Source organism: Marinobacter sp. (assembly GCF_052091845.1).
Classification (GTDB): Bacteria; Pseudomonadota; Gammaproteobacteria; order Pseudomonadales; family Oleiphilaceae; genus Marinobacter.
The window spans coordinates 1-18,707 of sequence record NZ_JBQDCO010000056.1 but is presented as its reverse complement, the minus strand read 5'-3'; the positions used below and the strand labels follow the sequence as shown (position 1 = coordinate 18,707).

General features: G+C 53.7%; 15 protein-coding genes. 9 read left to right on the top strand and 6 right to left on the bottom strand.

The genetic code is table 11. The features are described 5' to 3' along the window. Positions 1-300 precede the first annotated feature (300 nt). Both ACTHYN_RS14525 and ACTHYN_RS14520 read left to right on the top strand, forming a co-directional pair. Positions 301-705: an antitoxin Xre-like helix-turn-helix domain-containing protein gene (locus ACTHYN_RS14525; protein ID WP_441813132.1), complete on the top strand. Its 405-nt coding sequence runs from the start codon at positions 301-303 to the stop codon at positions 703-705. Further along, positions 705-1,406, top strand: coding sequence for an RES family NAD+ phosphorylase (locus ACTHYN_RS14520; protein WP_441813131.1), 702 nt, complete (start codon positions 705-707; stop codon positions 1,404-1,406). Before ACTHYN_RS14525 ends, ACTHYN_RS14520 begins: the two co-directional genes overlap by 1 nt. A gap of 66 nt (positions 1,407-1,472) precedes the next feature. On the opposite strand, the gene ACTHYN_RS14515 is transcribed toward ACTHYN_RS14520, so the two are convergent. Then, positions 1,473-1,865 (bottom strand): 3D domain-containing protein, encoded by a 393-nt coding sequence (locus tag ACTHYN_RS14515; protein WP_441813130.1) that lies wholly within the window; start codon positions 1,863-1,865, stop codon positions 1,473-1,475. 126 nt (positions 1,866-1,991) lie between these two features. Next, positions 1,992-3,191, bottom strand: coding sequence for an MFS transporter (locus ACTHYN_RS14510; protein ID WP_441813129.1), 1,200 nt, complete (start codon positions 3,189-3,191; stop codon positions 1,992-1,994). Between the two features lie 72 nt (positions 3,192-3,263). On the opposite strand from ACTHYN_RS14510, the gene ACTHYN_RS14505 reads away from it, so the two are divergent. The 5 genes from ACTHYN_RS14505 (at position 3,264) to ACTHYN_RS14485 (ending at position 9,833) form a co-directional block, all read left to right on the top strand. Beyond that, positions 3,264-4,946 (top strand): protein adenylyltransferase SelO, encoded by a 1,683-nt coding sequence (locus ACTHYN_RS14505; protein WP_441813128.1) that lies wholly within the window; start codon positions 3,264-3,266, stop codon positions 4,944-4,946. A 206-nt stretch (positions 4,947-5,152) separates the two neighbouring features. Beyond that, the gene (locus tag ACTHYN_RS14500) at positions 5,153-6,514 is read left to right on the top strand and encodes an acetyl-CoA C-acetyltransferase (RefSeq protein ID WP_441813127.1); all 1,362 of its coding nucleotides are present in this window, start codon (positions 5,153-5,155) and stop codon (positions 6,512-6,514) included. 32 nt (positions 6,515-6,546) lie between these two features. Continuing rightward, the gene (locus ACTHYN_RS14495; RefSeq protein ID WP_441813126.1) at positions 6,547-8,640 is read left to right on the top strand and encodes a 3-hydroxyacyl-CoA dehydrogenase NAD-binding domain-containing protein; all 2,094 of its coding nucleotides are present in this window, start codon (positions 6,547-6,549) and stop codon (positions 8,638-8,640) included. A 41-nt stretch (positions 8,641-8,681) separates the two neighbouring features. After that, positions 8,682-9,425: a MauE/DoxX family redox-associated membrane protein gene (locus ACTHYN_RS14490; protein WP_441813125.1), complete on the top strand. Its 744-nt coding sequence runs from the start codon at positions 8,682-8,684 to the stop codon at positions 9,423-9,425. Positions 9,426-9,686: 261 nt separating this feature from the next. Beyond that, on the top strand, positions 9,687-9,833 hold the full coding sequence (locus ACTHYN_RS14485; protein WP_441813124.1) for a hypothetical protein: 147 nt from the start codon (positions 9,687-9,689) through the stop codon (positions 9,831-9,833). A gap of 77 nt (positions 9,834-9,910) precedes the next feature. Here the strand turns inward: ACTHYN_RS14485 and ACTHYN_RS14480 are convergent, their stop codons facing one another. From ACTHYN_RS14480 to ACTHYN_RS14465, 4 genes are all read right to left on the bottom strand, one after another. Beyond that, positions 9,911-11,173, bottom strand: a complete 1,263-nt coding sequence (locus ACTHYN_RS14480; RefSeq protein ID WP_441813123.1) for a tyrosine-type recombinase/integrase — start codon at positions 11,171-11,173, stop codon at positions 9,911-9,913. 851 nt (positions 11,174-12,024) lie between these two features. Next, on the bottom strand, positions 12,025-15,147 hold the full coding sequence (locus tag ACTHYN_RS14475) for an efflux RND transporter permease subunit (RefSeq protein WP_441813122.1): 3,123 nt from the start codon (positions 15,145-15,147) through the stop codon (positions 12,025-12,027). After that, positions 15,144-16,439: an efflux RND transporter periplasmic adaptor subunit gene (locus ACTHYN_RS14470; RefSeq protein WP_374816087.1), complete on the bottom strand. Its 1,296-nt coding sequence runs from the start codon at positions 16,437-16,439 to the stop codon at positions 15,144-15,146. Before ACTHYN_RS14470 ends, ACTHYN_RS14475 begins: the two co-directional genes overlap by 4 nt. A gap of 5 nt (positions 16,440-16,444) precedes the next feature. After that, positions 16,445-17,764, bottom strand: coding sequence for a TolC family protein (locus ACTHYN_RS14465; protein ID WP_058092331.1), 1,320 nt, complete (start codon positions 17,762-17,764; stop codon positions 16,445-16,447). A gap of 215 nt (positions 17,765-17,979) precedes the next feature. On the opposite strand from ACTHYN_RS14465, the gene ACTHYN_RS14460 reads away from it, so the two are divergent. Further along, positions 17,980-18,264 (top strand): hypothetical protein, encoded by a 285-nt coding sequence (locus ACTHYN_RS14460; RefSeq protein ID WP_133005744.1) that lies wholly within the window; start codon positions 17,980-17,982, stop codon positions 18,262-18,264. 149 nt (positions 18,265-18,413) lie between these two features. Next, positions 18,414-18,653 (top strand): hypothetical protein, encoded by a 240-nt coding sequence (locus tag ACTHYN_RS14455; protein WP_048496387.1) that lies wholly within the window; start codon positions 18,414-18,416, stop codon positions 18,651-18,653. Positions 18,654-18,707: the final 54 nt, after the last annotated feature.

Sequence of the window (18,707 nt, the reverse complement as noted above, 5' to 3'; positions counted from 1 at the left end):
TCGCAATCGTGCGGTGTGTTCTTTCCACAATCTGAGTAACGCCACCGGCAACATCTAGAAGCAGTTGGGCGGAACCGTGCACCGACTTCACTGATACCATTTTATTGTGCTCCAAAAGACGTTAAGAACCGGCGGATCAAACGATTAAGTCATTATGGTAGAAACTCTAACGCTCGCACATGGCTTGTTTGAAGGCAAAAGAGGGCATATCGGTATTATTCCATGCTGCACGGCCTATCATAAATGTTCATATATTGCTATATTGTTCACATGTGAACACGCACGGGCTGGAGGTGCACCATGACAGCTGTTGTTGAGCGTAGAAGTGCAGAAGGTGATCGTGAGGCTGAGAAAGGGCGCGTAGCGCTTAAAGGGTTCTTTCGAGTAACACAAGAGTGGGGGTGCAGTGTAGAAGAGCGGACAAAACTTCTTGGCAGCCCCTCCAGAACAACTCTGTATAACTATTCAAAGCTCAACCCGACCAAACTCTCCAACGACACAATGGAGCGTATCAGTTACATGCTCGGTATTTATAAGGCTCTGCAGGTCTTGTACCCAACCCATGAACGAGCTAACCGAAGAATCCGTCTGAAGACATCCGAGGTGCCGTTTTGCGGGAAATCCGCGATGGAGTTCATGGCCCAAGGGTCGATGATGAACCTGATGATGACCCGTCAGTATTTCGATGCCAAGCGGGGGTGGTGATGTTCTCGCCACCTCTGCTACGCCTGCCCAGGTGGAACACCTATCGAATTATCCCCAGCCATTACCCACCCATAGACCTTTTTGAACGCATCTATGAACCGGATGAATTTGAACTGGCTTTCGAGATTGAGGGCATGACAAACCCGCGGTTGCGTGATGAGGCAGGGGATGTTGAACTGGTACTCCCTGAAGATCGAATTAGCGGGCCAGGCAGTACACCAGTGATGGCGTCATTCACCCATATTGGCTTTGGCAGCCGTTTTGCTGATAGAAATTTCGGAGTGTATTACGCCGCCAGTACCCTTGATGCCGCTATCCGGGAAACCGTATTTCACAAAGAGCGTGAGATGGCAGCGGCCCAAGAAGACACCATTGAGCTCACCATGAGGGCCTACATTGGTAAAGTAGCGCTAGAGTTGCACGACATTCGCGGACCAGAGTTTGCCGACCTGCATAACCCCAATGCCGATGATTACGCCTTAAGCCAAAAGTTCGCACGTTACTGGCGCTCAAAGGGCTCAAACGGTCTGTTGTATAATAGCGTCCGGCACCCGGGCAGTGAGTGCATAGCTGCGTTCAAACCGGGTTCCGTGACTATCCCTGTGCAAGGGCCGCACTTGAAATACTTTTGGGATGGCGATAAGCAGCGCATTACTCACTGGGCAGAGATAGGGCAGGCTCATTCCCTGAGCGGCTTTTGAACTCTCTTTTTACAAAGACCCTCAACACGTAAAGCGTTCCCGGCTAAAAGCAGTCAGTTACAGGTGTTACTCCTCTACAGGCACCTCCCAGGTGATGGTAACGTCCTTTTTTCCCCAGTCGAGAGCGTCCTGCCTGCTGGACATCAGGATATCGATCTTATCTTTCCAGCGTTTATTCATCTTGTCGAGAACGAGATAGGTGCCAGGCAAGCCCTCGATTTCCACTTCTGTTCTGTGGCTCAGGCCCGCTTTGATAAGATCACGGGACACCGCGATCGCCTTCATACCGGGCTCCAGTTGGTCGCCCCAGGCGGCGAGGCCGACATTGCCTTTTTTGGTCTCGGCTTCGGACAGAGTATAGGCTGAAGCCGTCACAGAGCGTGTGTGTTCAACGGTGTTGCTACAACCATAAAGGCTTGTCGCCAGCAACAGGCTGGCGGCCGCAATAATCAATCTCATAAACGTCCTGTATTAATAGATTTAAAATCCAACCCCTCAAGAGGTGCCCCGGGAACAAGCACCTGGGGCATTGGATTAATATTTACGGACTCTTCTCATCTTTAGACCAGGAAGACCCAAAGCCATCTAACCCTTTGGATTCTCATTGTTTCGCTGCTTTTGCGCCAAAAGGAAAATAACCAGTCCAGCCACTGCTGTGGCTGAACCTACGTAACCAGTAACCTGCCAGCCCATACCGGCGCTGATTGCCATACCCCCCAACCAAGGCCCAAGTGCATTGGCAAGGTTGAAGGCCGCGTGATGAGATGCCGCGGCTAAGGTTTGCGCACCCTGTGCAACATCCATCAAATGAGTTTGCAGAGCAGGGCCGAGGGATACCATGAGAGCGACCAAAAAGCAGGCAATCAGAATGCTCCAGATGGAGCCCGTAGCAATTGGAAAGAGTGCCAACATAATCGCAGCCCACAGCAGAATCATCCCGACACTTTTGAACTGAAACCGATCAAACAGCCAGCCACCAAGCATGTTTCCAACAAACCCGCCCAAGCCAAATACGAACAACCCGATTGGAATCCATATAGGCTCTACTTGAGTAACGTTCAGAAGTGTTGGCGCCAAGTAACTGAATACGCAGAACATGCCTGCAAAACCAACAGAGCCAATGGCTAATGGGTACCAGATTTGCGGGCGGTTGAACGCCCGCAGCTCGCCTAAAGAACTGCGACGCTCTTCTTCCCGGTTTAAAGGCAAGATAAAGAACACAAGCACGGTTGTCAGTGTGGCAACACACGCAACAAAACCAAATGCGTATCGCCACTCCAGATGCTGCCCCATCAAGGTGGCCAGGGGGTTGCCAAAGAGCAGGGCCAGTGCAAGACCCATCATAATATAGCTAACGGCTTTTGCTCGCTTGTTCAGCGGCACCAGCGACGCGGCTACCAGTGCGGCAACACCAAAGTAGGCACCATGGGGCAGGCCTGCAATAAAGCGGGAAACCATCAACGTTTCGTAACTGCCTGCCAAGGCACTTGCGAAGTTACCCACCGCATAAAAGGCCATCAGCGCAATCAGCAAATGTTTGCGAAAAAATTGCGCACCAAAAATCGCGAGTACAGGCGCACCTACAACAACCCCCAGCGCGTAGGCACTGATCAGATGCCCCACCTGGGGCTCGGTAATGCCGAAATCCGAAGCGACGTTGGGCATCAAGCCCATAATGGCGAATTCTCCGGTGCCAATTCCGAACCCGCCCATGGCGAGTGAGAATATAATCAGCATGACCTTGCGGGGCGAATGGGTTGGTGCAGTAGGTGAACGGTCTGGCATGTAGTAAAGCGTCTCGGGAGCTGTAAAATGGAAACCAGCTAGTATATCACTAATCCAGGCACGAGGACTCTTATGATTGCGACCCTCGAAGATCTTGCAGCGTTGGCAAACTATTCATTCATGGACACTCTCAATAGCGACCCGGACGCGACGGCAAACGGGCGCGACCACGCGCCCCGGCAAGTATTTTCGGGCCACTATGTGCCCGTTATGCCTACGCCCATCGAAAACCCCGAGTACGTCGCCCATAGCAAACAGCTCTTCCGCGAACTGGGCTTCGCCGACAGCATGGCGCACTCCGCCGACTTTGTTCGGTTATTCTCCGGCGACACCTCGCTCGTCCCGGCGCCCATACGCAAAGCCGGCTGGGCCTGTGGCTACGCACTTTCTATCTTCGGTACAGAATTTATACAGCAGTGCCCGTTCCAGACCGGCAACGGCTATGGCGACGGCCGCGCCATTTCAGTGCTGGAGGCCGTTATCAACGGCCAACGCTGGGAGATGCAATTAAAGGGCGGCGGCCAAACGCCTTACTGTCGTGGAGCAGACGGCAGGGCGGTTTTGCGCTCGAGTGTCCGCGAGTTTCTGGCACAGGAGCACATGCATGCGCTTGGGGTGCCCACGTCGCGCTCTTTAAGCCTGTATGTGTCGAAAACGGAGAAAGTCAGACGGCCTTGGTATTCAGAGGGCTCACGCTCAAGAGAACCAGATACACTGGTATCTGAGCCCGTAGCCGTTACCACGCGCGTGGCACCGTCGTTCATTCGCGTCGGCCAACTTGAACTGTTCGCTCGCCGTGCCCGCAACAAAGAGCACCCACAAGCGATGGACGAGCTTGAAAAAATCGTACTGCATTTGATCGATCGTGAGTACCCAGGCGAAATTGACCAAATGCTCGCCACCTCCGACAAAGTGTTGTTGCTTGCGCGCAAGTTCCTTGGCCGGCTTACTTCGCTGGTGACGAACTGGGTTCGCGTAGGCTACTGCCAGGGCAACTTTAACAGTGATAATTGCGCCGCAGGCGGCTTCACCCTCGACTACGGCCCATTCGGATTCTGTGAAGTGTTCGATCCGCTTTACCAGCCATGGACGGGTGGCGGACATCATTTCGCGTTCCTGAACCAGCCTGTGGCAGCCGAGCGTAATTTCCAGTCGTTTTGTTCGGCGCTGCGCCCGTTGTTGGCAGCGCACCAGGAGTGCTTGACGCAGCTCGACGAGATTCAAAATGATTTCTCGCGGGTGATGCAGGAAAAACTGGAAAAGATGTGGGCCGCAAAACTTGGTCTCGATGCTTTTCACCCCGCGCTGTTCAAGGAACTGATAACGCTGATGCGGCAAATGCCTGTGGATTACACTATTTTCTTTCGTGAGCTTTCGGGTGTGCCTGACGACATTGGCCCACTGAAAGCAAGCTTCTACAGGAGCCAGCCCTACGATTCAGATCCCGAAGGGATGGACAAGCTTTGGGCGGATTGGTTTTCAAAATGGCAGTCTCTTACTCAACCCAGCACCCGTGATGAACTTTCCCGCCAAATGAAGCTGGCCAACCCAAAATACACCTTGCGGGAATGGTTCATGGTGCCTGCCTACAAGCAAGCCGCTGCGGGAAACTATGCTTTAATCCGGGAGTTGCAAGCCATCATGACGCAGCCGTACGCTGAGCAATCGAAGGATGTGGAAGAGAAATACGTCAGGCTGAAGCCGGAGGCGTTTTTTGAGCTTGGCGGGTCTTCACACCTTAGCTGCTCGTCGTAACTGCTGATATTTTCTGTTTCCGGCGGGCAAGGTGGCCGCGCCTTGCTTGAATTCTGCACAGCAGCTTGTGTTAAGATTTGTAACAGAACAAGCTACGATAAGTCGACTACACTACATCAACAAAGGAAAGCTCACAGCCGTTCTTTCCTGATCAGTTTCGCAGTATGTGCACGCGAATCTCTACGGTCAGAAATGGAGGAACCGCAATGACACGGAGTGCTACTGACTCTTCTGCCAATGCCACCGCCGACCAGACAAACGGCGACATTCTTAAACCCCGCACGACCGGCCGGCCGGTCTATATTATTGATGGCGCCCGCACCCCCTTCATAAAGGCGCGCGGTGAACCTGGCCCGTTTACCCCCGTTGATCTCGCCGTTCAATGCGGACGCCCGCTATTAATGCGCCTGCCCATTCCCCGCGATGCGTTCGATCAGGTCATTCTGGGTTGTGTCAACGTACTGCCTGATGAAATGAACCCGGCTCGTGTGGCTGCGTTGCGCCTGGGAATGGGCGAATCCATGCCCGCGTTTACGGTTCAGATCAACTGCGGCTCGGGCATGCAGTCAGTAGATACAGCGTACAAATACATTCGTGATGGCAGCAGCGATCTGATTTTGGCGGGGGGCGCAGAAGCGCTCAGCAAAGCCCCTATGATGCTGAGTGAAGACGCTGCGCGCTGGCTCGCCGGCATGGGAGTCGCCTCTTCAGCACAGGACTACGTGCGGCAGGTGACCCGGTTCAACCCTATGCAGTTCAAACCAGAGGTTAGTCTGATTAAAGGGCTGACGGACCCCATTGTGGGTTTGAGTATGGGGCAGACCGCAGAAGTGTTAGCACAACAGTTCAATATTACCCGCAAGGCGGCCGACGAGTACGCGGTTAGCAGCCATCACCGGCTAGCCAGGGCGCAACAGGAAGGCTGGCTGGATGGTGAGGTGGTCCCCGCCATCGCGCCCGATGGCAGGATCTACAAACAGGACGACGGGGTGCGACCCGATACCTCGGTGGAGGCCCTGGCCAAGCTCAAAGCGGCTTTCGAACCACCCTACGGCCAGGTAACTCCGGGGAACAGCTCCCAGGTTACCGACGGCGCTTCCTGGCTGGTGCTGGCTTCAGAAGAGGCTGTCGAGAAGTACGGCCTGGAGCCCATTGCGGTTATCCGGGACAGCGAATGGTCCGCTCTGGACCCGAAAATTATGGGGCTGGGCCCCACGCTGAGTTCCACCGCCATTCTGAAACGCCAGGAATGGGGCCTGAACGACGTGGATCTGTGGGAAATTAACGAAGCCTTTGCAGCCCAGGTACTGGCATGTGCTGCAGCCTGGGAAGATGAGGAGTTCTGTCGCGTGGCTTTGGGCATGGATAAACCCATGGGCCGCCTCGACCCTGAACGGCTGAATGTGGACGGTGGCGCCGTTGCCATAGGTCATCCGGTGGGCACCAGTGGCAACCGGATTGTGCTTCATCTGGTAAATGCGCTGCGCCGCAAAAAACTGAAACGTGGCATCGCAACCGAGTGCATTGGCGGTGGTCAATCCGGTGCCATGCTGATCGAGGCGATTTAGGTTCTCCACAGGACGAGAGAGGATGGTTCACCATGACAGACCCTATTCTGAAAGCACTAAGTAGCCGGGAGGTGGAATTCGGCCCCTGGCAAAATCAAGGGAAGAGCCAGTGGAACCATTGGCATCTTGCCCGGGATGACAACAGCGTGGCCTGGCTGCTCTTTGACAAAAAAGACGCAAGTGCCAACGTACTCTCCGTTGACGTGCTCGAAGAGCTGTCCGCGATCATCAATGAGCTGGAAACGGACACACCAAACGCATTGGTTCTGAGGTCTGTTAAAGCCAGCGGCTTTTGCATGGGCGCCGATATTTCAGAGTTTGAGTCACTCCGCACTGAAGATGAAGCTGTAGAAAAGCTCACGCGGGCCCATGAAGTGATCGACAGGTTCGAGGCACTCAAGGCCACCAAGATAGCCATCGTACACGGTGCCTGTCTTGGTGGTGGCCTGGAACTGGCACTGGCCTGTGATTACCGGTTTGCCATTGCCGGCGCCAAATTGGGCTTTCCCGAGGTGCAACTGGGGCTTCATCCCGGCCTGGGTGGAACTGACCGCCTTACGCGGCTGATTGACCCGGTAGAAGCCATGACCATGATGCTTACGGGCAAAAACACCCATGACAGCAAAGCCAAAAAACTGGGGTTAGTGGACGATGTCATCCAGGAGCGGCATGTTCAGGCGACCGTTCGCGCTGTTGTGGAAGGCGACGTTAAACAAGAAGGTACCCGCTTCCGTGATCAGCTGATGAGCACGCGACCCGCACGGCAGCTTGAAACCCGCCAAATGCGATCGAAAACCTTCAAAAAAGCGCCATCCGAACACTATCCTGCACCCAAAGCCTTGATCGAACTGTGGGAACACCATGGGGGGCAGGGCAAGGACATGCGGGAGGCAGAAATAAAATCCTTTGCCCACCTGTTGAATACGCAAACCTCCCGCAATCTAGTGCGGGTATTCTTCCTGCGGGAAACCATGAAAGGATTGGCGCGGACAGAAGCAGACCCCATTACTCATGTGCATGTGGTGGGGGCCGGCGAAATGGGCGGGGATATAGCCGGGTGGTGTGCGTTTCAGGGCTTACAGGTGAGTTTGTTTGATAAAGAGACCGGCAAGATTGCCCGTGCCATCAAAAAACTCAACGAGTTATGTGAGAAAAAACACCGGTCCAAATCTCAAACCCGAGACATTCTGGATAATCTGATTCCCGATTTTGCTAATCAGGGCATTGGCCACGCGGACCTGGTTATTGAAGCTGTACCGGAAAAGGTGGAAATCAAGCATACCGTGTATGCCGAGGTGGAGCCCAAGCTTAAAAAAGGCGCCATTCTGGCCACGAACACTTCAAGCATTCCACTTGAGAGCCTGCAGGAGGGATTAAAAGACCCGGCGCGCATGGTAGGCCTGCATTTTTTCAACCCGGTCGCCAGTATGCCGCTTGTGGAAGTGGTTACCCACGACCGAATTTCAGACAAAACATACGACCGTGCGCGTAAGTTCGTCGGCCAGATAGACCGCTTGCCGGCGGCGGTTGCTACCGCACCTGGCTTTTTGGTGAACCGGGCTTTGACGCCGTACCTGGTGGAGGCCATGGTCATGCTTGATGAAGGTGTGCAGGCAGAGGCCATCGACAAAGTGGCCGTCGATTTTGGCATGCCCATGGGGCCAATCGAACTGGCGGACCAGGTGGGCCTCGACATTTGTGTAGGCGTGGCTGAAATGCTCCAGGAACGCCTTGAAACCGAAATGCCTGCCACCCCTCAATGGCTTAAAAGCCTGGTTGACGAGGGCAAGCTGGGTAAAAAGTCAGGCAAGGGCATCTACAAATGGGAAAACGGTAAACCCGAAAAGCAGGACCCGGATTCCTCGGCCCCGGAAGATGCGCTGGACAGGCTTCTGTTGCCCATGCTCAACGCCTGTATGACCTGCATTCGTGAAGGCGTTGTTGCTGATGAAGACACGGCAGATGGAGCAATGATCTTCGGTACCGGCTTTGCGCCTTTCCGCGGTGGACCGATGAAATATGCCCGGGACGAAGGCGTGGAGGGCATCCGCCAACGCCTCGAAGCACTTGCCGAACGGCACGGCCCGAGATTCGGCCCGGATGCGGGCTGGCAGGATCTTGAATAACAGTAGAGTCTTTGCAACCGCTGGAGAAAGGAGGAGAACCTGTGCCTTCAAGTAATCAGAAACACGCCATCATTTACCGCATGGTAATGCCCGATCACCTGTGTCCTTTTGGCCTTAAATCAAAGGACCTGCTTGAGCAAAAGGGTTTCAAGGTAGAGGACCACCATCTTGAAACCCGTGAACAAACCGACGAGTTCCAACAGCAGCACAACGTAGACACCACGCCCCAGACCTGGATCAACGATGAACGCATTGGTGGGTATGACGAGCTGCGTGAATATTTCGGTAAACAGGTAAAAGGCAGTGATGAAACCAGCTACACCCCGGTAATCGCGATATTCGGGTTGTCGTTTTTTATGGCTCTCGCCATCAGCTGGGCTGCTTACGATAGCATCTTTACTGTACGAGCAATTGAGTGGTTCATTTCCGTTGCCATGTGTTTGCTCGCTGTTCAGAAGCTACAGGACATTGAAAGCTTCTCAACCATGTTTCTCAATTACGACTTGCTGGCCCAGCGATGGGTAAGATACGGCTATCTGTACCCGTTCGGCGAGGCGCTGGCCGGTGTGCTGATGATATCAGGAGCGATGATCTGGCTTTCTGCGCCTGTGGCCCTGTTTATTGGTTCTATAGGAGCGTTTTCGGTGTTCAAAGCCGTCTACATTGATAAACGGGAACTCAAATGCGCCTGTGTTGGTGGCGACAGCAATGTACCCCTCGGTTTTATCTCGCTAACCGAAAACCTGATGATGGTGGCCATGGGGTTGTGGATGCTGATCAAATAGTACAAGCAGATTAAAGGGTTATAAGCACTGGCCTGCTAGAGGTTTGATCGCCGCCGGTCCCCGTCAATGCCCCGACTTGTCCCAGCTGAGGTCCTTCGGGAACAAAATACGACCGAACCACAGCCAGGCCGCTGGTTAACTGATCAAGCGCCTGCTCGAACGTAATGTCTTGTGCCGCCGACGCACAAGATACGAGACTCAAGAGAAGTGCAACCCTGAACCTAATCATAACTTCATCCTTTGAAGCTTGCTTCGAGACTCATGCCAGAACTGGGATTGCTGATTGTGGCTGGTTATGGGGAAGCAAGCAGCGCTGTCATCGCCGCAAGCACTCTGATTGTGCTGGGATCACTGATTGCGGGCAGGGTAAAGCGAGAGCCGGTGCCCGAACCAAAAAACCTTCATTAATCTATCCTTGCTCTGTAGGAGTTGAATATGATCAGTTGGGATGACTTTGAAGAGTGATCAGGGTTACCTGCCTCACTCTATATTAACCGCCCCCGACCCTCAAAGCGCTTTCGGGCCTGGTCTGAGTTCACATACACAGATTCCGTAAAAGCCGCACTGGCGTGTCCCAGCTCCTCACTAATGTGGCGTATATCCGCACCAGACTCGATCGCCTGGCTGGCTCCGGTATGGCGCAGATAGTGTGTTTCCGACTTAATGGCTTCAAACTGGCCAGCCTCTTCCATAAAGCCGTAATCCCGCATTCGCTCAACTGTCAACATCACCGCTTGTTCGTAAATACGCTGAACCTGTCGCTTGCCCAGTGCATTACCGTGGCTTGAGGGAATAATCGGGTTGCGTTCGTTTTGCTCGGGCATGGTGCCCGGTGACCCAAGATACTTGCGCCAGCGCCTGAGGTAGGGGAGGTAGGCGTCAGGCAGAGTGACAGAACGGGCCTTGTCGCCCTTACCAAACACAAAATAAGACCAGTATTCTTCACCCTGAATCACCTTTCGCCGAAAATCCCCAAATACCGGAATGCGCTCGGCGCCGTCTTCCAGTGGTCGTGGAGCCAACTCCCCGACGCGCAAAAACAGTGACTTCATGGTGACCACAACAAAAAGATGTCGTTCGTATTTAGAGTGTTGCGCAGCAGCTTCCGCTACGGTTTCCAGAAAATAGGCCCACTGCCAGTCCGTCAAACGGCGCACATCAGCCTCAACGTCATTAGACAGTTGTGGCTTTGCCTTACGGTCACGCTTTCGCACTTCATCAAGCGGATTCGATAACAGGTATTGCTGTGAAACCAGAAACTTGAAGAAGGTTTGCAGAGCAGTTCGACTGGCATTCAAGCTGGCTTGGCTGGCGCTGTACGTTGAGTTCTCATCCTTCGATCGCAAGGCAAACGGCCGCCATACATGATTCGGCACACGCAGGCCGCCCAAATCTGTAAAGGCAGAAAATACGCCCCGACTTATCCAGGACTTGGGCGGATTCTTCAGGGTTTTAAAGTAGGCGGAAACCACATCAGAATCCGTTTGTGACAGCGTTCGTCCAGACGTAACCCACAAATAATTAAGAAAGCGCTGAACTTCACTCCGAAATCGCGTAAACGTGCCTGCGACATCGGAATACCTCAGAAGAAACTGACGGCTGATCTCATAGTCCTGACGAAGCAGGCCAGTTGCCTGGGGAAGTGTCCCAAGAAACTGCGGTATTGACGGGTGACAATGAAAGTCCGCAAGGTCTTCGAGATAGTTCGTCGTATCGAACAGTGGATGACCCGTGAATGATCTGGACACGTGAGGCCTTGATTGATTGAGTATTTCTGGGGAGAGTATATCTATATGAGTGAAATGTCCAATACTCCTAAATATTGGACATTACGTGTGTTCGCTCTAGAAGCGCCTTAGCGCTCTTCATTTGATATTTCCTAAAGTGCCTTGGCGTAGACAGTTCTCTGAGATAGCTTCGGTAAAGTATAGCGGCTTTCGGTGTACGGCTACTGACTGCGCAGAATTGGCTGGGTAACACTCACGTTTTCAGCACGACAATTATAACGACTAGTGCCGTCACAGAACTGGCCTTTTAGCCGTCCACGAATGCTTACGCGCGTAAGAATGAAATGTACCACCCAGTTACCAAAGAAGAGAACAGGTGCGTTAGCCGGCTGACGTTTAAAGAAACGAATGATATGACGGGCGCAGGAAAAACCAGTGTGCAGGATGATGCAACCCTCAGGCTTGCCAAGTTCCTTCGTAGGTCGGACTGAGCGAATGTCTGACCTGAGATGTTCGTTGGCCTGAGTATCTTAGCCGCGACAGTTAGGCGCACGAGCGTGCACATAAAGCAAAGTTCGGTGCTATCCATGGCTCGATTTTAAGGTAGACAACGTACAGAGCAGAACGAGTATTTGCCAGCACCTCTTACGCACCTATACCAAAACCATACTGCGCATAATGTATATTATGTTAAACCAGGTGCGGTGTACCGAAAGGTTCATCAGGTCGGATTGGTCACAAAGCGAACGTTCAGGCAAATAGATTTTGGAATATGCGCAGTAGACGGGTAGGCACTCTGCGAATGATCGTGATAACCGGTAAAGACGTGATAGCAAGGTGCCAGGCCGAATCCTGGCACCTTGCTATCGGCGTTACTCACCAAGAGTTCGCTGTTTCCAGAGATAAAAGAGCACAGGAATCACCAGCAGCGCCAGAATGACAGCGGAAATCATACCGCCCACCATAGGTGCCGCAATCCGGCCCATCACCTCCGACCCTGTACCGGTGCCAATCATAATGGGCACAAGCCCCCCGATAATGGCGGCCGCCGTCATCATGATTGGCCGAACCCGCATACCGGCACCGTGTAGTACGGCATGGCGGAGGGTTTCTCGCTTTGGCGTCAGCCCTTTGTCATCACACGTTTCCAGCATTGCGTTATAAGCCTGATTCAAATACACCAGCATGATCACCCCAATCTCTACCGCAACGCCGGCCAGCGCAATGAAACCGACACCGACGGCTACCGAAAAATTATAACCAAGCAGATACATCAGCCAGATAGCACCGATCATCGCAAACGGTAGCGTGCCCATAATAATCCCCACTTCGGCAAAACGGCGGAAGTTAAGAAACAGCAGGATGACGATGATGGCCAGCGTTAACGGCACCACATAGGTCAGTTTTTCCTTCGCACGGAGCATGTACTCATACTGACCAGACCAGTTGATTGAATAACCGGGAGGTAGATCCAGCTCTTCACTCACGGTAACCATGGCCTGTTCAACATAGGTGCCTACGTCGACACCCTCAATATCCACAAAGGTCCAGCCGTTCAGGCGGGCATTCTCACTCTTAATGGCCGGCGGGCCATCCTCCACGCCGATCTCCGCCACATCTGCCAGGGCAATGCGCTGGCCGGATGCGGTCACGATGGGCAGTTGCTCCAGCTTCTCGGGCGAATCCCGGTAGTCTTCCGGATAACGAAGATTAATGGGATACCGCTCAAGTCCCTCGATGGTTCTGGAAACGTTGATTCCACCAATAGCGGAGGCCACTACCTGCTGAACATCAGCGATATTCAGCCCATAACGAGCGGCACGCTCACGATCAATATCCACCTTGATGTAGCGGCCCCCAGCGACTCGCTCAGAGTAAACGGAGGCTGTACCGGGGATGTCGACCATGACTTCCTCAAGGCGTTTACCGATGTTCTGGATGACGGTAAGGTCCGGACCGGCAATCTTGATGCCCACCGGCGTTTTAATACCCGTTGCCAGCATATCGATGCGCGTGATGATCGGCATAACCCAGGCATTGGTTACCCCCGGGAACCGAATCAGAGTATTGAGCTCCTGCTTCAGCTTTTCGGTGGTCATGCCTTCCCGCCATTGATCCCTCGGCTTGAGCTGGATGAAGGTCTCGATCATCGTCAATGGAGCCGGATCGGTAGCGGTATCCGCCCGCCCCACTTTGCCGAACACGGTTTCGACTTCGGGTACGGTGGCAATCAGCTTGTCCGTTTGCTGCAACAGTTCCCGAGCCTTACCAATGGAGATGCCCGGGTAGGTGGTGGGCATGTACATCAGGTCGCCTTCATCCAGTGGCGGGATGAATTCACTGCCGATTTTGGTGGCTGGCCAAAGGCCCACAGCCAATGTCAGCAACGCAACAATAACCGTCGTTTTCGGGAAGCGTAACACCAGCTTCAGCACCGGCATATAAACGCCAACCAGCAGGCGGTTCACGGGGTTCTTGTGCTCCGGCAGCACCTTGCCGCGAATGAAATAGCCCATCAGCACCGGCACCAGCGTCACCGCCAGGGCCGCACTCGCCGCCATGGCGTAGGTTTTGGTGAACGCCAGGGGAGAAAACATCCGCCCTTCCTGCGCCTCCAGGGCAAACACCGGCACAAAACTGACGGTAATGATCAGGAGCGAGAAAAACAGCGCGGGCCCGACCTCAGAGGCTGACCGTGCAACGACTTCCCATCGGTTCTCAGACGTTAACGGGGTTCGCTCCATGTGTTTGTGCATGTTCTCGATCATTACAATAGCACCATCAATCATGGCGCCGATGGCGATGGCAATCCCCCCGAGTGACATGATGTTGGCATTGATGCCTTGCCAGTGCATGACGATAAAGGCCGCCAGAATACCCACGGGAAGGCTGAGAATCGCCACCAGCGACGAGCGCACGTGGAACAGGAAGACGATGCACACCAGGCCCACCACCAGAAACTCTTCAAGCAGCTTGAAGCCGAGATTATTGACCGCCCGCTCAATCAGACCAGAGCGATCGTAAACCGTCACCACCTCGACGCCTTCAGGCAAACTGGATTTCAGGTCTTCCAGTTTCGCCTTCACGCCATTAATGGTTGCCTGAGCGTTCTCACCAAAGCGCATCACCACAACACCGCCGACGGTTTCACCTTCCCCATTCAGTTCGGCAACCCCACGCCGCATCTGCGGGCCAACTTCAACGGTGGCCACATCTTTCAGCAATATGGGGGTACCGTTGTCATCGAGTCCTAATGGAATCGACAGAAGATCCTCACGGGATTTTATATAGCCAGACGTGCGCACCATGTATTCCGCCTCGGCCATCTCGATGACGGAGGCGCCCACTTCCTGGTTGCCTCTCTTGATGGCGTTCTGGATGTGAGCCAGAGGAATTCCCAGCGCCCTGAGTTTTTCCGGGCTGACCTTGACCTGGTACTGCTTCACCATACCGCCTAGCGCAGCCACCTCAGAGACACCCGGCACCGTTTGCAGTTCGTACTTCAGGAACCAGTCCTGCAGGCTGCGCAACTGGCTTAGGTCCTGGTTCCCAGTGCGGTCTACCAGCGCATACAGGTAAACCCAGCCAACTCCGGTAGCGTCTGGCCCGAGCTGAGGCCTTGCAGAGTCTGGAAGGCTGGGCGCAACCTGGGACAGGTATTCCAGTACCCGGGAGCGGGCCCAGTACATGTCGGTGTCTTCATCGAAGATCACGTAAACATAGGAGTCACCGAAGAACGAGTATCCCCTGACCGTTTTCGCGCCCGGTACCGAGAGCATGGCTGTCGTCATCGGGTAGGTCACTTGGTCTTCCACCACCTGCGGCGCCTGGCCTGGGAAACTGGTTTTGATAATGACCTGCACATCGGACAGATCCGGCAGAGCATCCACCGGCGTTTGTTTCAGCGAATAAAGGCCGAGCCCTGTGATAAGCAACGTCGCCAGCAACACCAGGAAGCGGTTACGAATAGACCAGTGAATAATAGCGGCAATCATGACTCGCCTCCGCCATGGCTCATGGTGCTGTGATCCATGCCTTCATGATCCATCCCCTGCTCATCCATATCCTGAGGCGATGACATCCGTTGGAAGTCCGAGGTTTTGCTGGATTCCGAATCGATTAGGAACTGGGCGGATGTGACCACCGTGTCGCCTGGCGAGAGGCCATTGAGTATTTCCGCATACTTGTCGCCGACGCGCCCAACGTTCACGTTAACCGACTTGAAGGCGCCCTCTTCCATCGACAGAACCAGTCGATCGCTCTGTCCGGTGCGGATGACCGACTCCCGTGGCACCAGAAACTGCCGCTGTCCCCGTTCGCCCTGAACATCCAGGCGAGCGAACATGCCTGGCATCAGAACACCATCATCGTTATCAAAGCGCATCCGCACTTGCGCCGTCCGGGTTTTCGGGTTCACTTCGGGGTAGACGTAATCCACGTTTCCGCGCCACTCGCGACCGGGCATGTAATCCAGCGTCATCTGCACCCGATTACCAGCCTCTACGGCGGAAAGCTGGCTTTCAAACACTTCGCCGATCACCCAGACCTCATCCAGTGCGGCAATCGATAAAACCCGGTTTCCGGGCTTGATGAACATACCCTCACGAACATTCAGATTCTCGATCACCCCGGAACCCGGAGCGTAAACCGTCATGGTTCTCTGGACTTCGCGCTTCTGGCGCAGTTGGCTGATCAGACTAGCCGGTACGTTCAGCGCCAACAATCGCTCGGTAGCAGCATCAACCAGTCTCTGATTGCCACGGTTCATCGCGAGAAGCAGTTCTTCCTGCGCATTCACAAGGGTGGGCGAGTACAGCGTGTACAAAGGCTTGCCTTGCTCAACAGGCTCGCCCTCGGCTTTGACATAAAGCGCTTCGATCCAGCCTTCAACACGAGGGTGCACGTGGGCCATCTCGTCTTCGTTGTACTGCACGTAGCCTACGGTAGTAATGTTGTTAGGCAGGCGCCCCTGAATCACCGGCTCCGTTCGAACCCCAAGGTTGTTGACGACCGTTGGTGAAATTCGGACCGTGCCGGCTGGATCCTCAGCTGACCCACCCTCCTCGAATACCGGGATTAGATCCATCCCCATCGGGGATTTTCCGGGTTTGTCACTTTTGAAATTGGGGTCCATCGGGGCTACCCAATACAGCGGCTCCTTTGGGCCAGAAGCGGCCATTTCAGCTGCAGGCGTCGAAGTCGCGTCAGTGTCAAGCCAGTACGTGGCCCCTGCACCGGCGAGGCCGCCGAGCAATACAAAGCCCAAAGGGCGAGCAAAATTAGCCATGATGGTCAGTCCTGGTAACGATTCAGTGAAAAGGAAGGTATGTCGGAAGTGTCGGACGTCAGATAACGGAAACTCGCCAGATTCTTGGCCCGCTCGGCCATCATCTGTATCAATTCAACCTGGGTATTAAGCTCTGCAATTCGCGCTCGTACCGCTTCGGCGAAGTCGCCGTCATCGTTGTTGTAAGCAGTCAATGCTGCGCTTGCCTGCGCCTCCATTTGCGGCAGCAGGGTCTGTTCATAGAGCTCTATGCGGTCATCCAGTCGTTCGATCCGGGCCACGGCCGCACGGGCTTTGGCCTGAAGTCCCCGGATCTGCAAAATACGTTCTGTTTTTGCCGCCTCCAGTCGCGCCACTGATGCATTCAGTTTTCGATCCTGCCGGTTGCCTGTAAAGATCGGGAGATCAAAGCCAATGCCTACAGAAAACAGGTCGGCCCTGTCCTGACCGTTTGGTGCCCGCTCCCTGTATCCATATTGTGCAGATACTGACCATTCCGGCTTGTAGGCCTGGCGAGCCAGGTCAACGTCAACACTCTGGGCATCAATCAGCTGATCAGTCGCGCGGATTGACGGATGACGGATCAGTGCCTCTGCGGATGTTTCAGCCCAGCCCAGAGGAAACACTCTCAGCAACTCGTTGGGTACATCTTTACTGACAGCCAGCTTGGCCTGGTCCGGGCCTATCCACTCTGCCAGCTCCGCGCGGTTCGATGCCTGTTGCGAATGCAGCACCGTCAGCCGGTCCTCAAGTCGCGTCAGTTCCAGCGAGGCACGGATAACATCCTGCTGCCTGGAACCCATGCTTGCTGAGGTATACCCAGCCTCTGCGACATCCTCTAACTGTTGAAACAGAGCACGATTATCTTCAATCAGTTCGATGCTTTGCTGGGTTCGCCAGACCTCAAGCCAGAGATGCGCTACCGATTCCATGACCTGCGCCCGGCGGTTCTCGCGCCGAAAAGGCTGAACGCCTGCCATTTCCTGCTTTTTTTCACTGGCCAGCTGACGGCTATCACCTCGCGGAATTCGCTGGGTAAATCCAATGGTGGCCTGAGTCATTGCCTCCTGTCCGGTATCGAAAGTATCCGTGGGCAAATTCGCGGCACCAAGCGTCATCCGGGGGTCCGGGAGTGCCCCATCGGCAACAGCTTCTTCCAACAGAGCATCTTGCATCTGCACACTCTGACGCAGCCACGGATCGTTCTCGATGGCCGCATCAATCGCGCCGGTTAACTCAAGTCTGGGTGCCGTCCAAGCGGGCAAACTGGTCAAAACCAAAGCACCGAGAAAGGCCGGCTTTATAAGGTGAGGAAGAATGGACAATGTTATATCTCCATTGAAATGTTTCTGAATCGCAATCTTATAGCGCTTATCTGAAACCAAACTGAATTGCAGAACGAAAATGCACAATTTGATTTATATCAAGATACTGTTATTCCTGAAAAAAGTTACTTTATTTTAAATTGTTTTGTTTCTTTCAGGATCAATTCAGAAACCGATGTTTTAATTAACTCACCAACCAACTAGGAGGTGTAAAAATGAAAAATTTACTTATATTTGCAGCAGCAGTTACTGTTTCAACGTCCGTACTCGCCGGCAACATGTCAGACAATAAGGACATGAGGGCCATGCACAGCCAAATGATGGACAAATCATCCATTGAAGAAATACTTAAGAATGAAGAGATGCAGCGCTTACACAGAGACATGACACGTAATGCGATGTCCGAAGGGGGCTTTGAGGCTCGCGTGCAAATGATGACGGAAGAAGGCCGGGCTTATCACAAAGCTCTGAAACAAAGGCAAAAAAATACCGCAGGGTAATCCCTGCGGTAAAGTCAACTCGTGGAGACGCAAGCGCCGGCTGGCTCGGGCTTCGAGCAGTCGACGTCCTGATCGCGCTCAAGTAAATCACAGAAAACTGAAACTGAACTGAATTTCTTGAACGGTTTAAGGCAATTAAGGAGAGTATCATGAAAAAAATCATTATCGCTGCCGCAGCTGCCACTTTATTTTCTACCATGGCCACTGCCAATTCAGGATTGGCCGATCGGATTAATGAAGCGCGCACTTACCCGAACAAAACAGTCGACACGAAAACCAGAATGATGACCTGTATGAAAGACATGCAATCTCAAAAAGATATGAAGGGGTCCAATATCAATAAACAAGAAATAAGATCAGGAAGCAATACACGTCACAATCATACTTAAACCGTGGATTCAAGCAATAACCGCAGCACCGCTCATTTATAGTGCCCCGGAATA